Annotated in this window: 14 protein-coding genes; 2 read left to right on the top strand and 12 right to left on the bottom strand. The window is 39.6% G+C overall.

All coding sequences use genetic code 11. The features are described 5' to 3' along the window. Positions 1-70: 70 nt before the first annotated feature. The 8 genes from ACVBAX_RS17075 to ACVBAX_RS17040 form a co-directional block, all read right to left on the bottom strand. Positions 71-574, bottom strand: a complete 504-nt coding sequence (locus tag ACVBAX_RS17075; RefSeq protein ID WP_447118119.1) for a (2Fe-2S)-binding protein — start codon at positions 572-574, stop codon at positions 71-73. Further along, positions 571-2,832 (bottom strand): xanthine dehydrogenase subunit D, encoded by a 2,262-nt coding sequence (gene pucD, locus ACVBAX_RS17070; protein WP_447118090.1) that lies wholly within the window; start codon positions 2,830-2,832, stop codon positions 571-573. The genes ACVBAX_RS17075 and pucD overlap by 4 nt, the downstream gene beginning before the upstream one ends. A gap of 21 nt (positions 2,833-2,853) precedes the next feature. After that, positions 2,854-3,705 (bottom strand): FAD binding domain-containing protein, encoded by an 852-nt coding sequence (locus tag ACVBAX_RS17065; RefSeq protein WP_447118089.1) that lies wholly within the window; start codon positions 3,703-3,705, stop codon positions 2,854-2,856. Then, the gene (locus ACVBAX_RS17060) at positions 3,702-4,322 is read right to left on the bottom strand and encodes an NTP transferase domain-containing protein (protein ID WP_447118088.1); all 621 of its coding nucleotides are present in this window, start codon (positions 4,320-4,322) and stop codon (positions 3,702-3,704) included. The genes ACVBAX_RS17065 and ACVBAX_RS17060 overlap by 4 nt, the downstream gene beginning before the upstream one ends. Next, on the bottom strand, positions 4,282-5,355 hold the full coding sequence (locus ACVBAX_RS17055) for an XdhC family protein (RefSeq protein WP_447118087.1): 1,074 nt from the start codon (positions 5,353-5,355) through the stop codon (positions 4,282-4,284). Before ACVBAX_RS17055 ends, ACVBAX_RS17060 begins: the two co-directional genes overlap by 41 nt. A gap of 685 nt (positions 5,356-6,040) precedes the next feature. After that, positions 6,041-7,264 (bottom strand): MFS transporter, encoded by a 1,224-nt coding sequence (locus ACVBAX_RS17050; protein WP_447118086.1) that lies wholly within the window; start codon positions 7,262-7,264, stop codon positions 6,041-6,043. Between the two features lie 15 nt (positions 7,265-7,279). Next, entirely contained in the window at positions 7,280-7,693 is a 414-nt protein-coding gene (locus ACVBAX_RS17045; protein ID WP_447118085.1) for a MarR family winged helix-turn-helix transcriptional regulator, read from the bottom strand. 119 nt (positions 7,694-7,812) lie between these two features. Next, on the bottom strand, positions 7,813-8,631 hold the full coding sequence (locus ACVBAX_RS17040) for a methyl-accepting chemotaxis protein (protein ID WP_447118084.1): 819 nt from the start codon (positions 8,629-8,631) through the stop codon (positions 7,813-7,815). Positions 8,632-8,793: 162 nt separating this feature from the next. Between ACVBAX_RS17040 and ACVBAX_RS17035 the strand changes: the two genes are divergently transcribed. Together ACVBAX_RS17035 and ACVBAX_RS17030 are read left to right on the top strand one after the other, a co-directional pair. Further along, a complete protein-coding gene (locus ACVBAX_RS17035) occupies positions 8,794-9,708 on the top strand; it encodes an ABC transporter ATP-binding protein (protein WP_447118083.1) in 915 nt (304 codons plus the stop codon). Beyond that, entirely contained in the window at positions 9,695-10,531 is an 837-nt protein-coding gene (locus tag ACVBAX_RS17030) for an ABC transporter permease subunit (protein WP_447118082.1), read from the top strand. Before ACVBAX_RS17035 ends, ACVBAX_RS17030 begins: the two co-directional genes overlap by 14 nt. A gap of 52 nt (positions 10,532-10,583) precedes the next feature. Here ACVBAX_RS17030 and ACVBAX_RS17025 read toward each other — a convergent pair whose 3' ends face one another. The 4 genes from ACVBAX_RS17025 to ACVBAX_RS17010 form a co-directional block, all read right to left on the bottom strand. Further along, positions 10,584-11,645, bottom strand: a complete 1,062-nt coding sequence (locus ACVBAX_RS17025; protein WP_447118081.1) for a Ger(x)C family spore germination protein — start codon at positions 11,643-11,645, stop codon at positions 10,584-10,586. Next, entirely contained in the window at positions 11,642-12,736 is a 1,095-nt protein-coding gene (locus ACVBAX_RS17020; protein ID WP_447118080.1) for a GerAB/ArcD/ProY family transporter, read from the bottom strand. Before ACVBAX_RS17020 ends, ACVBAX_RS17025 begins: the two co-directional genes overlap by 4 nt. Before the next feature lie 24 nt (positions 12,737-12,760). After that, positions 12,761-14,260: a spore germination protein gene (locus ACVBAX_RS17015; RefSeq protein ID WP_447118079.1), complete on the bottom strand. Its 1,500-nt coding sequence runs from the start codon at positions 14,258-14,260 to the stop codon at positions 12,761-12,763. Between the two features lie 109 nt (positions 14,261-14,369). Next, positions 14,370-15,371 carry a F510_1955 family glycosylhydrolase gene (locus tag ACVBAX_RS17010; protein WP_447118078.1) on the bottom strand — a complete coding sequence of 334 codons (1,002 nt, stop codon included), beginning with the start codon at positions 15,369-15,371 and terminating at the stop codon, positions 14,370-14,372. Positions 15,372-15,388: the final 17 nt, after the last annotated feature.

Raw genomic sequence — 15,388 nt, 5'->3', positions numbered from 1 at the left:
ACGAGACTTTGGAGAATTGTAAAATATACTTAAAGATTTGTATATAAAAAAGAGCCCTATGAAAGGACCCTCAAATTTCTTGATTATTACTTGCAATCGCCTTTTGGACAGCTCGTATTATTCCACCATATCCCGTACATCGACAAAGGTTCCCAGATAGGGCTTCCTGGATTTGCACGTCTGACGGAGAAGGGTTTGTAGCTAACAAGGCATTTACCGCCATCACCATTCCCGGTGTGCAATATCCACATTGAAAACCACCCTCTTCTAGAAATGCACGTTGAATAGGATCCAGTTCCTCTCCTGCTAATCCTTCAATCGTAACAATAGAAGCATCATTGGCCTGATAAGCCATCACTAGGCATGAATTAACTAACTGATTGTTCATTTGAACCGCACAAGCTCCGCAACGGCCCACTTCACACGAAATTTTCGTACCTGTGAGGCTTAGTTCTTCCCTCAAAATGGTGACAAGCCTTTTCGTGGGGGGAACCTGTAATACAACATGGGTTCCATTAATGGTTAAAGAGAGCTCCATTTTGGGAGGAGTCATGATTTCTGTTTGTTCTTTCATATCCATCGCTTCTCCCCTCTAACAAACAATTGCTCTAGTAAAAACTCCCTTGATACAGGTAACTTATTGACCCAACACCCCGTTGCATCATGAATCGCCTTCACAATCGCTGGAGCAACGGCAATGGTACCAATCTCTCCCACTCCACGCGGTCCATATATATCCCCCTCTTGATGCTTCTCGATTGCTTCCACATTCATGACGAACGGCACATCTTGGATGGTAGGGATTAGATACGTATCAAAATTATCATTAATGTACGCTCCATTTTCCATCTTTGCTTCTTCCATTAAACTGTAGCCTAGCGCCATAATCCCTCCTCCTTCAATTTGTCCCTGATAACCTAGCAAGCTAACAACAGGACCAGCAGCAATCGCTTGATCCAAATCAAGCACCTTTACCTTTCCTGTTAACAAGTCTACCTCCACTCTTGCTAACACAGAAGAGAACGCATATAAAAAATGACTTCCGTCAACAACCGCATCAGGACTTACAGGAAAATTAAAGGAAGTTTCTACTTTTAAAAGTGGTTCATTGAGAGTTTTTTCGGCTAATTCGGCATACGAGACACATAGATTGCCATCAGTGAGCCAAATTCCATTTGGTCCCATATTCAGTTCAGTAACTGGTATTCCGGTTACATTCGATGCCCTCTCCAAAATTCCGCCTCGAAATGTTTCCTTCATTCTTTGAATCGAATTCCACACCATACTCGTTGCACGAGAGGCTGTGGACGATCCCGATATGGGTACGGCATCTGTATCTCCGACAACAATACGAATATCATCTTCCTTGCACTTAAATTCTTCCATAACTAAAGTCTCAATCACAGCTAACAAGCCTTGCCCACACTCTTCGAAGCCAAAAGCAGCTTCTATTTTCCCTTCTTTAGTAAAAGAAAGTCGTCCACCTGCTGGATCAATTCGACCAACACCTAATCCTCCACCATGAATGGATAAGGCTACTCCAGTTCCTGTTACCTTCCACTGATCTGATAAATGACTTTTGTTTGTGTTTTCAACCAACTTTTCCTTGATTGCCTTTAAGACATCACTAGCTCCACTAGTTGGAGCAATTTTTTGTCCTAACGGTCCTGGACTATTCACTTGTCTCAGGTTTTTCTCGCGAAATACAATAGGATCCATGTTTAATTTTTCAGCTAAACGGTCGATTTGTCCTTCAAGTGCAAACGTTACCTGATTCCCACCAAATCCTCTAAATTCACCTGCCACACCGTTATTCGTAAAAACGGACAAGCCTTCAATTTCAATGTTCGGAATGACGTATGGACCTGGAGCATGCTCAACTGCAAAATCCAAAACGGCAGGACCTAGTGTCGCATAAGCTCCTGTATCCGCTAAAATCTTTACCTTATGTGAGAGGATTTTTCCCGAATCATCCACACCGGTTTTCATTGTTATTTTCATCGGATGTCGCTTTAGCCCAGCGCGAACCGATTCTCTTCTCGTTTGGTGAATTTTAACAGGACAATTTGTTGCAAGTGCAAGTAGTGCTCCATATGGCTGAATGTTTAATTCATCTTTCCCCCCAAACGATCCACCCATTGGACTCGAAACAATCCGAATATCAGACTCATTCATATTTAAAATTCTTGATAGCTGATAACGATCTTTGAACCCATGCTGCGTACCAACATAGACCGTTAATTTCCCGTCAACTTCAGGGACAATCACTCCACCTTCTGTTTCCATATAAGCATGCATTTGTCTTGGAAGTTCATACGTTTCCTCTACAATATGGGAGCATGACTGGAATCCATCCTCCACATCTCCCTTTGAATAATAGGCACGATGGAGTAGATTTCCATCAGGATGAAGTTTGGGTGCCTCAGGATGAAGAGCTTCTTCAGGTTCAACAATGACCGCAAGCTTCTTATATTCCACCTTTATAAGCTGCAACGCTTCATCTGCTATTTCTATTGTATCTGCAGCCACAGCTGCGATCGCATCCCCAACATAGCGCACTCGATCCTCACAAAGCACAGGCTGGTCAGGAAAAATGAGTCCAAACCCGTTTAACCCTGGAACGTCCTCATAAGTGACAATCGCTCTTACCCCAGGAAGCTGCTTTGCCTGGTCAACGGAAATCGACTGTATTTCTGCATGAGGCTCTGTGCTTCTTAATATTTTTCCGTATAACATCCCTGGAAACGATAAGTCGGTTAAATACTTAAGTGCACCGGTTACTTTTCCAGGACCGTCAGGACGTATTTTCTTTTTCTTCGTTTCTATCACCATGAGCCCCGCTCCTTTATATCGCTAACCCCTTGCAATCTCTGAAACTATCCAATTGGCGACTACTGATTTTTTATAAGTTGCAGTAGAATAAGAATCTGTAGAAGGAGTAAATTCTTCTTCAATTGTTTGGAAGACCCTCTGTAATTGATCATTCGTAAGTGAAGCACTTTCTAATAGTTGCTCAGATTTATATAATCGCTGAGGATGAGTAGTACTCCCACTTACAGCCAATCGAACAGCTGAGATCTCCCTTTTTTCATTAAGATGGAACGTTCCAGCCACTGTCACAACACTTGGTGTAAATGCCTCGCGATGACAGAGCTTCTTATAAAAAAAACGCTTCGTTTGATCATCTGGCACAAAGACAGAGATAATAAGCGATTGAGTGTTATTTTTTATATAATCATATAATGGTTGATTTTGAACTGAGTTTCCATCATACACGGAAAGGACAGTATCCTTGGCAAGTAAAGCAGGAATCATATCGCCAAATCCATTAGCGATGTTACCACCTATCGTTGCTCTGTTTCGGACAGCAAGTGCCGCAATATTTCTAGCAGCCTCCACAAGAAGAGGATGGAAAAGTTCCTTGTTTTGACGACAGAAGTCCAAGGTAATGCCTGCGCCTAGACGAGTATATGATTGACCATTAACAAGTTCCTTCCCCCAGCCTTTCATCTCTTTAATACCATCTAAACTAATTAAATGGGAAGGAGCATCAAGCCCTTTCGCCCAATGAGTTTGCATTAAAGTTCCGCCTGCAATAAACGAAGCGGTTTCCCCTAACTTTTCCATTAGATCCCAAGCCTCCACGAGTGAGGTAGGCATCCATAATTCCGTATCAATTAGTGAGGTCGTTCCTTGTCTAATCATCTCCATTCACCACCAATTACCCTTTCATAATCTTTCTTTGTATCAATATCATAAAAGTCGCGAGCTTCTGAGAACTCTACTAACATTCCTTCTAATTCCTTAAAAATCTTTCGTGCCCCTACATCTCCCTGTAGCTTCATTAACTTAGGGAGGACTCGTGGTGAAAAGATGACAGGTGGTCTAGCGATTCCTTCGTAACAAGCAGCGACGAAATCTTGCTTGTCAGCACTAATATAAGTTGTGATTACCTTCTCTATGGTAGTCTTCGACAAAAAAGGCTGATCGGCTAGAAGAACCATGATTCCTTTTGGATTCACACGCCTCATTGCTGCATGTAATCCCCGTTGCAATGTATGCGCCTGCCCTTTCTCAGCATCATCACAAACCACATGAGACCATTGTCTAGAATAAGGAGAATCAAAGAGAGAGGGATCAACCCATTCGAGGGAGTCTTCTTTTTTTGAAACAACAAGGACATGTTCCAGGGAGGAAGATAATGCTGTACGTAGGGCGGAGCTTCCGATGGTACAAGTAGAGAGTGGAAGAGAAAGCTTGTTTTCCCCCATCCTGCTACTCTTACCCGCAGCAAGATATATGGCGATGATTCCATTCTTCATAGTGAATTCCCTCTTTACTTTTTTTCCGTTGTTGAATTAACTCAGCGACAATACTAACCGCAATTTCCTCTGGTCCCTCTGCTCCAATAGATAAACCAATTGGACTTTTTACATGAGGCGGAATGATATTTCCTTCTAGCAAACGCTGTGTCCTGTTTTTCGAACCAAGTACGCCTAAATACCTGATCTCTTTAGTAAGCAAATACTGTAAATATTCTTTGTCTCTCTGAAAATTATGGGAAACGACGATAGCTGAATCTGTAGGCTGGAAAGTTAATTTTTCAAAGCTTTCCTGAGGAAATCCCACAATCAGTTGGTCTGCCTTCGGAAAAGCTCCTTGATGGCATAATGCCGGACGCCAATCAGAAACAATTACCGAAAATCCGGTTTTAGAAGCTAAATCGACTAATGGAATGACATCTTCTCCCGCTCCGAAAATCACGAGTCGAGGTTTGGGTTCAAAGGTATGAATATATAGATTTGAAGCTAACTCGGAGGAATACAGTATTCCATTTTTTGGCGGCATTAAATGATAATTCTTTAAAAGTCTTTTAGCTGATAAAACATTACTCCCCGTCCAGCTCCCAAAAATCGTTCCATCATCAGTTATAAACAGGCAAGAGGATGCGGATAAATGTTCATCTAGTTGTTTGATCATCGTCACCTTATTCCCTAGTGCTAGATGATTTTTTAAAATACTCAAATGTTCTAGAAGCTGATCGTCAATCGGTTCGAGTAAGACTGTAATGATTCCATTGCAGCCTGCCCCTTGTCCCCATGAAAGATCATCTTCCGCTTGCATATGATAAACAATGGTTTGGGGCTTACTTGTTCCAAAGCATTCTTTTACTCGATACTCAAGATCGGTTTCTAGACAGCCTGCACTGAGGATGCCAGTCCTTGTTCCATTTTTTTGGAACAACATCGATGTTCCTTCTTTTCTATAGGCGGAGCCCTCCACTCGGATGATCGTTGCAAGAACCCCCTCATTAGAAGTTGATATCTTCTGTAGAATGTCATGAATTGCTTCCATCCGTGCCCCTCCTCAATTTTCATATAATTCAGTGTATTTATGAATCATAACAAATTAAAAATTGGAAATGTATATTTTTGTAAGGTAATCTAACATAGAAAGTGAAAATGGGGGAGCATTTGAAAACAAAGCAGATCTCTTGTTAGGAGCTGGGATAGCATTGCTAGTATATGAGGGAGAATAGAGTGAATAATAGATTTAAACCGATAAGCTTTGAGGTCTACGCTATTTGGACTCATTTTTAGCTTTTTGAGTGGCTCCTGTCCGAATGGACCCTTGATTCGGACTCAATGATTAGTTTCGAGCGCACTCCTGTCCGAATCCACACTTGATTCGGACTCAATGCTTGTTTTCGGGCTCTGCGCTGTCTGAATCCACCCTTCATTCGGACTCTAGTCGCGCTTTCTGCTCTGGCTCCTGTCCGAATGAACCCTTGATTCGGACTCAATGCTTGGTTTCGGGCTCTGCGCTGTCTAAATTCATCCTTGATTCGGACTCTGGTTACGCTTTCTGCTCTTGCCCCTGTCCGAATGAGCCCTCTACTCAGACTCAATAATTAGTCTCGAGCGCACTCCTGTCCCAATCCTCCTCTCACCCAGACAAGACCACCGTTCTGCCGAAATCAGCCATACAAATAAGGCCTCGGATAAAAACCCGAGTCCTTTCTTTCAAAAAAAGTACCAAACTAATTAGCCCGCTTATTCAATTCCGTATGATAAGTTGCTTCCGCGTTCTTGCTGATGGATTTTCTCAAATTAAAGTAGATGTATACAGCCATTCCTACCAGTACATAAAACGATCCGTAAAAGTATAGTTGGCTAAATGAAAGCCCAGTTGCTAATAGTCCAACGATATAGGATCCAAAACCAATTCCCATATCAAACACAGATAAAAAGGTGGCTGTTGCCATGGCTCTTCGTTTCGGTGGTGCAGACTGTATCGCGATGGTTTGGAAAGTTGGAAACAAGGTACCCCAACCAAGGCCGATAAAAGCAGCTGCAAGCAAAAAGATAAAACCTGATGATGCTTGACTCAGAATGAACAAACCAATGGAGAAAAGAACAATCCCAGGAAACACAATGATATTTGCTCCGAATTGATCAAACCATCTTCCAGTAAAGGGACGCGACACTAAGAGTACAATAGCATAAACAACGAAGAAAAAGCTTGCGACGTGTCCTAAATGGATTTCATTTGCATACACAGAGATGAATGAAATGATCGACGAATAGATAATTGCAAAGAATGCACCTGTTATGGCAATCTGTAATGCGGTTTTCTCAAAGAGTGAACCTGTTGTAAACTTCGTCGGTTCCTTTGAAGCTTCTCTCTGCTCCTTCGTTTTTGATATAGAGAAACCTGCAACAAGTCCACCGAATGAAGCAACCAGAGCAATCATAAGCATCACATGAATGCCACCACTTTGCATGGAAGTTAGCCCGAGGTAAGGGCCAATGACCATTGCTAGTGCTGAGGATAGGATAAAGTATCCCATTCCTTCTCCTCTTCTTTTTTCAGGGATAATATCCGCTACGATCGAGCCAGCAGCTGTGGTTGCCATCCCAAAGCTAATTCCATGAATCAGCCTTACCGTTAGCAGTTGTGGAACACTATTTGCAAAGAAGTAGAATAAGGTGGTAGCAAGAAATAATACTAATGAAGTGATCAATATGATTCTACCGCCATATTTTTCAATTAATTTACCTGAAAAAGGGCGTATGATAATGGCTGCTAGAAGAAAAGCGGTGGTAAGTAAACCAGCTGAGGATTTAGATGCCCCTAAGTCGTTCACGACGTATACTGGTAATGTTACTAAGAGAAAATAGAAGCTCATAAATAAAAAGAAATTGCTGGCTGAAACCGCAATAAAGTTTCTGGTCCACAATTTTATTTGTGTTGTATCATCCAAGGTGTTCACAACTCCCTATAATTTTTTTAACCATGTGGTCACAAGGACTCGCAATTCCTTTTGATCAGGTTCTGAAAGACCACTAATGATTTGATTATTCACATTCATCACGGCTTGTTCCCAAACTGGATAGCTTGTGATGGCCTTTTCGGTGAGACCGATATATTTTTTTCGTCGATCTTCCCCCTCGGTCTGTTCAATAAGCCCTAATTTTTGAAGCTTCTGAATGGTTCTTGTCATAGGTGGAGCTTCAATCGCTAAATACTGGCATAGTTCTTTTTGTGTCATAGATCCTTTTTCCTTAAGCACAAATAAGACTGACCACTGAGAGCTATAAATTTCATACGGTTCTAATGCCGCATTTACTCTTTTGGTCAGGTTCCTTGAAAGCTGGTGGATACTGTGAAATAGCTCATGTTTCTCCTGCATCTAATTACCTCTCCTTACCTATCATAATACTACTATATCATAAAATAGTTACCTAGGTAACTATTTTATATTAAAAAGGGCACTCCGTGTAGTGGAAGTGCCTGTTAGCTTGTAACTTATTATAATTTATTTGCAAATTCTCCAAGCTTCTTAGAAAGCTTCTCAATCTCCTCGACCAAGGAAGAAATTTCATGAATGGACTCCGCTTGTTCATCACCAACAGCGGCTATTTTTTCAATCGATTGTCCCATATGGTTCGTTGCTTTTTGAATTTGTGAAGTGATTTCACTCACCTTTTGTGTGGAAGATACGGTTTCTCTCGAGAATTTCCGAATCTCGTTTGCCACTACTTCGAATCCTTTCCCATGCTGTCCTGCTCTAGCCGCTTCAATGGCTGCATTCAAACCGAGTAAGTTCGTCTGATCAGCAACTTTCTTGATCATTGACAAAACGACATCCGTTTCTTTCACATTCTCTCCCGCTTGACTCGACTGTTCGAGAAGTTCCTTTGATAGTCGGACTAAGGATTCAGAGCCAGTTGCCACTGAATTAATTTGTTCCGTAGCTTGCGACAAGGAATTAGAAATTTTCTCAGCAATGGCTCTTAGTTCACTCTGTTTTCTAATTTGAACAGCTATTCCTCCAATGACCTTGTTTTTCTCATCATGAAGCGGAAGAGCCGTACCTGTAAATTCAAATCCATAGAAATCTTTTGGTACTTCTGCTTGAAGCCTTTTATTTTCACGAATCGCAACAGAAAGTGGTTCTTCTCGATTAATTTTTTGCCCTACTTTAATGTTTAAGTTAATATTATCACCTGGAAAATAGGCAATGAATTCTTCTAGATTACAGACGGCAATCGATAAATCAGCAGGGATGGCTTCTTTAAATACCGGGATGAATTCAACCAATTGTTGTAATGAGTTTATTTTATTCAAAACGTGTTCTCCTGTTCGTTTTCTTCTACCTTATTAATGATATAATTACCTTAATAATGGAAATTCATCATTACTAGAATAAATCTAGTTACTTTTTTTTACAAGTGGTTAGTTATATAATTACTGTTGTTATAGGTTTATTTTAAAAAGGGGGACAAAAGATTGACTCCAATTATTCAAGTAGAAGGAATTCAAAAACAATTCGATGCTCGACCTGTTCTACATGATGTATCTTTCACCGTTAATAAAGGCGATATTGTCGGGTTGCTAGGACCTAATGGCAGTGGAAAAACGACGATCATTCGATTATTAAATGGTGTTATCGAAGCCACAGCAGGAAAGATACTCGTCAACAATTGGGATCCACATGCACAAGGTCATGAAATTCGAAAAATCAGCGGGATACTTACAGATGGAGCAGGTCTTTATCACGAGATGAGTGGTGTTGATAATCTTAGGTTCTTCGGGAAACTTTACGGAGTAAATGATGAGACAAGGATTCAACAATTACTTGAGGATTTTCAACTGGACGACCATCAGCACAAAAAAGTGGGTACCTATAGCACAGGTATGAAACGTAGATTAGGAATCATCAAAGCCATCTTACATAACCCGACCATCTTGTTCTTAGATGAACCGACAAATGGATTGGACCCAGAAGGTATTCAAATGGTCCTTCAAAATATCCATACTCTTAACAAGAAATATGGAACCACGATCTTCCTTTGCTCTCATATACTGCACCAGATTGAAAGCGTTTGTACACAATATTTATTTTTAGATCATGGTACCATTATTGAATCTGGTACCAAATCAGGACTAGAAGCAAAATATATAAAAGAAATCTCTGTAAAAATTGAGACAAACGCGGATGTTAATGAACTAAGTCCTCTATATAAAGTGGTTAAACAAGACGGCTCTTTTATTACTTTTATCTTGCAAACAAAAGACCAATTGCCCAGATTATTAGAGGAAATATTGAAGAAGCAATTCTGGATTCACCATGTAGAGATTCAAAATAGAGATTTAGAGAGTTTGTATTTTCAGATTAGAGGTGTGAAAAATGAAGATAAATAGGCAACTAGTCTGGACTATTGCTTTGAAAGATATTAAGGGGATAACAAGTAATAAACAAGTGCTCATCGGTCTAATCATCCTGCCCTTGATTTTTGCTATCATTTTTCCAGCTGCACTTATTTTACTTATTCATTTTGTTCCTCTCACCTCTTCTGATATAGAGACAATGACAAACACTATTTTATCTGGTCTGCCTAACGGAGAAATGAAAGACACGATTAACGCGTTACCAACGTTTAACCATCAAATCATTTATGTGGTTGTAAACTATTTGTTAGGTTCTATGTTTCTTCTTATTCCCGTCATCAATTCGATGATGATTGCTCTTAATAGCTTTGTTGGGGAAAAGGAGAGAGGCACCTTAGAAAGTCTGTTATTTGCACCAATTACCGTAAAGGAATTGTTTATTGGAAAGGTACTTTCAGCTTTTGTTCCAACCATGTTTTTAACAATCGGCAGCTTTGTCATTTTTGGTGTTATTACAACTGCCATAACCTATCCAATCTTTGATGGGTTTATTTTTCCAAATATCAATTGGATTTTGCTTGTATTTTGGTTATCTCCAATCATTACTTTATTTACCATTTTAATCGAAGTATTAGTGTCAGCCCGATCAAAAAGTTTTCAGGAAGCTCAGCAAATCGGTGGACTGGTCATCCTTCCGATCGTTGGTTTATTCGTAGGTCAAGCGACAGGGATGTTAATAATTAGTCCCATCATCCTTCTTTGTGTCGGCCTTTTCTTATTGATCATTAACATGCTGCTGCTCTTCTTAATATCTAAATATAATAATCGAAACACCTTATTTGAAAGCCAAGTATAATTAATACAAAAACCTCTTTTTGTGGATTTCCACCATTAAGAGGTTTTTGCTCTTATTCAATTACTCCCGTTTCCGTAATGAACACTTTACTCGTTACTTCGAAAGTAGCATTCGGATAGACTTCATTCCACTTTTCTGGATCAAAATTCTTTGTTTGAGTTTTTGCTAAAACACCGATACCAATGGGGTCGATGCCATTATCTCGGAAACGATTCAGTAACTCTTCTGTCCGTTTATTTATTTGCTCTTCCAATGACTTTCCAGCTAAATCAATTACTTTTGAATCGAGGGCTTTACCTGAGTATTCTCTTATATGCGCTTGTAATTTGACACGTAACTTTACCTTTGGCTGGGTTAATGGATCCTCGATTTGATACTTCCTTTTCATCGTTATATTGTATGTAGTGACATAATCCTTCCCTACTTTAAAAGTATAGGCACCATTCCTGAAATTCTCCATAAGTGCCTTAAAAAAGAACATATCTTTGTCATTCAGATAATCTACTGCTTTATCTCCTTTGAATAAGGCAATTCCAATAATCTTCACTTTATTTCCTGTTAATTTCACATAGGGAAGAAAAGAATCTTTTACTTTTGAATAATACGAGTACATAAATAAATGAAGATTCGTCCGAGGCAACTCTCGATGCCTCATATTATGTTCAAACAAAGTATTTAAATATGCCCCTGTTCCCAGGTTTCCAAGATTCTTTTCCAATATTTCATCCGCATTGCCATCAACAACAGCCAGATACAATCGAGAACCAATACCAGCATCACGTTCGAAGGTATCCGTTATTTCATATACCCCTCTTTCCGCTAGCTCTTTTCCAAATAGAACAACTTCGATACCGCCATTTTCTAATGGATCCGCTGATTTCATTTGTGATTGTCGATTAATTTCTTTGCTTACTTTAGCTACACTCATAAAAGATTCATTCGATATACTTTTATCTGCTTTATAAACTGGGATAACGATTGTCCCTTTGACTTCTCCATCTTCTCTAGCATCATATCCAACTGCACTCATAATATTGATATCATCAATGATTTTTTGTTCCACACAGCCTGTTAATAGTAATAAGGACATCAGTAAGATAACGATCTTCATCATGCGGATTTCCGCCCTTTCATACGATGAAAAATAGTACTAAAAAGAAATAGAAAAGGAATATAACCAAAAATTAAATAAAAACCTATTTCAGCAGTAAACTTACTCATCATGTCTATTTGTTCACGGGTTTTTAATAAACAACAACCTGCACAAACAAGTAATAGTAATAGAACTAATAATACCCGTTGTTTCTTTTTAAAGACTCGTTTTGCCCCCCGGCTTGCAGACCACATTGCTAAACAAAGATTCGGCAAAATCACAAATAACCAAGAAGAAATCGCCACGTATTCAATTCGCTCGACAAATGGAAGCTGAACAATTTTTAACATGGTAAGGGTTGCCCATATATTCCGGGTTAATTGCTCTTCAGAAAAGTACGCAATACTTACGATCATCACCGCAAGATACACAAAGATCGTCGATGCTGAACCTACATGAGCCCATTTTTGTGATTTCTTCGGATCTTTAAAAAATGGATAATAAAATAACAATGTCTCAAATCCTAATACACTTAAGGAGATTTGTTTGGTTGATTTCAAAATTTCTAACACGGAGTGATCAATAACAGGCAGCAGATTTTCAAAAAATGCATACTTTAAGGGATAAAATAAGGAAAACAACAAATAGGACGGGAGGACAACTCCTAAAACGGCCATCCCAGTAACGGTACGGAGACCTCCATTGACAATATAAAAAACAATAATCAATATCACAATCGAGAATAGGCTAATTCTAATTCCAGGAAATATCCAGACCTGCACTACCTCTATATAGGACCTTAAGACAGTGATTGTTAATAAACATAAATAAATAACTAACAAAATGGAAAAGGACGATCCTATCCATTTGCCAAACAGTACCCGATGCACATCAGTAATATCTCCGTCTTGTTTATTAAGAATTTGATAAATCATCCATATGACGGCATGAACTCCTATTCCTCCTAAAATAATTGATATCCACGCATCATTTCCGACTGCCTTTGTGAGCACTCGCTGAAAACCTAAAATTCCAACTCCTATTTGAATCGCTTGGACCAGGTAAAAAGAAAAAAATGGTGATACTTTTAATCGGTCTGGGATGGTAGTCACAAAGGAACAACTCCTTCTAACGAGCTATTCATCAATATCTCGCTGAACTTTTTCATCTTTTGGTGAGAAGCGTTTTTTCTGTTCGGGATGATTGTGAACAGGTCTTCGACTTAGCTTGGAAAACGGCAGTCGAATAATCGTATCCTTTAAATCTCTAACCCTTGTAGGATAAAATGGCTCTAGATATGGTCTCCCTAATGAGGTTAACTGCAATAAATGTCCTGCCAGAAACGAAAAGCAGAGAACAATTCCAATTAAGCCCCATGCATGTGCAAAAAATAAGAATGGAAATCGGATCAAACGGATCGTGTTACCGAATTGATACGTCGGCGTGGTAAATGAAGCCAGAGCTGCCAAGGCAACCATGATTAACAAAACATTACTTGTTAGGCCAGCTTCAACTGACGCAGTCCCGATAACGATCCCGCCTACGATACCAATGGTTTGACCTACCTTTGTTGGAAGTCTAGCTCCGGCCTCTCTTAGTAATTCAATGGTCAGCTCAAGAAACAGAGCCTCTAAGATCGGCGGCAAGGGAATCGCTCTTCTTGACGTAATTAAGGTTGCCAATAAATCCTTCGGTATTAATTCATAATGATACGTCAAAGTTGCTACATAAATAGGTGTGATTAAAATAGAAAAGGCAATGGATGCAATTCTGACAATTCGAATGAAGGAAGCAGCATACCAATTTAATAAATAGTCCTCAAATGTAGAGATGGACTCATTAAACGTAGTAGGACCGATCAATGCATGTGGTGATCGATCGACTAATATGGCTAACTTACCCTCAGCCAATGCGGTCGCCACCCGGTCAGGTCTTTCCGTGTCAAGAATTTGTGGAAAAGGAGATCGCTGATTGTCCGCAATAATTTGTGAAATATAAGCCGTATCCCCAATCGCATCAAAATCGATTTCATTCAGTCGCTGCTTGAGTGTATTTACGTTTTCTTCATCTGCAATATCTTCTATATATAAGTAGGCCACTCCGGTATTTGATAAATCACCGATTGTAATTTTTTCCACTCTTAGGCTATCAATCGGCAATCTTTTTCGAATAAGGTAAATATTTGTATCTAATGATTCAACAAAAGATTCTTTCGGACCCACCACACTAAATTCAACTTCAGGCGGAGAAATGGACCGATTTTCATTTTTCATTGCAGGAATCAAAACACCATGATGATCTGAATCTGTAAAGTAAATATACACATACCCAGAAGGCATCTTTTCAGTTAGATCCTTCGGGCTTGTAACATCAATAATTTCCTCAATCGGAATTTTTGACTTGAGTTCTCTCAAGTCACTGATTTCTAGCAAATTCGGTAGGATATATTGATGGATTATTTCCGCATCCACGATACTTGAAAAATAGGAAATAACATACGGAACGTTGCCATGCTCCTTTTTATAAAACACAAAATCAGTTGATTTCCTTAGAGAATCAAATGCTTCCCTTATGGTCGTAATTTCTCGTTTTTTCTCAGATTTTTTGTTACTCCCTTTTTTCCTCAAACTTCTCACCGAACTTTCACAAGTAAAAATTATGCTAGGATTATTATCCTTTAAGAGGAAAAAATTATACTTATCTACATAAAAAAGACGCAGAGAACTCCTTCTCTACGTCTGACTCTTATTGTAAAACCCCTGATTGCGCTAGCAAATTCCAGTTTTTACCTTGATCAGTGGTTTGGTAAATGTCATTGTTAAAGCTAACAAATGTGATTTCTTGCTCGTTTTTTGGATTGATTGCGGCGTACATGACGGCGTCTTCCTTCATCTCCGGCAAGTTAATTTCCTTTTCTTCATCATCAGTTAAGTTTCTTAGTACCAATGAAGGCTGACCATCGTATTCACCATAGAGGAGACGATCACCTGTAAAATAAACGCTTGTTCCCTGTGTTCCTGTTGTAAGTAACTCAAAGCTTTCTCCCTGATCTTTAGACAAGTAAATTCCATCCTCACCTGCGGCTGCCAAAATATTTTTATCCGTTGGATGTACAGCCAAACCGATGAACTCACCTTTTAAACCATTCGCGGAGACTTCTTTCCAATTGGCACCGTCGTCTTCACTCACATAAAATCCATCTGCCTTCATAATGGAGTTTTTATGTGGGCTCATCGCAAAAATCTGATGATTGTTATATCCAACCGCCATAAGATGAAAATCCACTTCGGCTTCAAAGCCAAGACTTTGTAAGGTTTGACCATAGTCCACACTTTTCATTATGCCAATCGGATTGGGAAGCTTAGAATCTGTTCCCGGATGTCCACTAGAATAAAATCCATCATCGGTCGCGTTAAAGCCCATATAATCGTTATTTTCCCTCTTCGTTTTTAACCATGTTCCGTTCTCATATATCTTTAATCCGTCATGAGCGGCAAAAAAGGCAGCCCCTTGCTCTCCCACATACCCGAGCCCATGGATATGATCTATTTTTCCAGTGAATGATTCAAAAAAGTCATGTGATGCAAGCGAGACTTTAGTTTCATCTTCCGTTTCATCCTGGGAGTCTGAGCCCTGAGTTTCAGTTTGATTTGTTGACTCCTCTTGTTGTGCAGTCTCGTCTTCTTGGCTGCACGCCGTTAATGTTAAAAAGCTAATAGCAGCAGCCACTAGTAAAATGTTTTTCATCTTAAAAAGGTCCTCCT

This window comes from Robertmurraya sp. GLU-23 (assembly GCF_052983275.1).
This window is presented reverse-complemented; position numbering and strand designations above follow the sequence as displayed.

Excerpts from the sequence above, each read along its gene's own strand:
- pucD (WP_447118090.1), bottom strand. The coding sequence starts at position 2,832 with ATGGTGATAGAAACGAAGAAAAAGAAAATACGTCCTGACGGTCCTGGA.
- ACVBAX_RS17055 (WP_447118087.1), bottom strand. The coding sequence starts at position 5,355 with ATGGAAGCAATTCATGACATTCTACAGAAGATATCAACTTCTAATGAG.
- ACVBAX_RS17075 (WP_447118119.1), bottom strand. The coding sequence starts at position 574 with ATGAAAGAACAAACAGAAATCATGACTCCTCCCAAAATGGAGCTCTCT.
- ACVBAX_RS17025 (WP_447118081.1), bottom strand. The coding sequence starts at position 11,645 with ATGATGAAGATCGTTATCTTACTGATGTCCTTATTACTATTAACAGGC.
- ACVBAX_RS17030 (WP_447118082.1), top strand. The coding sequence starts at position 9,695 with ATGAAGATAAATAGGCAACTAGTCTGGACTATTGCTTTGAAAGATATT.
- ACVBAX_RS17060 (WP_447118088.1), bottom strand. The coding sequence starts at position 4,322 with ATGAAGAATGGAATCATCGCCATATATCTTGCTGCGGGTAAGAGTAGC.
- ACVBAX_RS17010 (WP_447118078.1), bottom strand. The coding sequence starts at position 15,371 with ATGAAAAACATTTTACTAGTGGCTGCTGCTATTAGCTTTTTAACATTA.
- ACVBAX_RS17065 (WP_447118089.1), bottom strand. The coding sequence starts at position 3,705 with ATGATTAGACAAGGAACGACCTCACTAATTGATACGGAATTATGGATG.
- ACVBAX_RS17045 (WP_447118085.1), bottom strand. The coding sequence starts at position 7,693 with ATGCAGGAGAAACATGAGCTATTTCACAGTATCCACCAGCTTTCAAGG.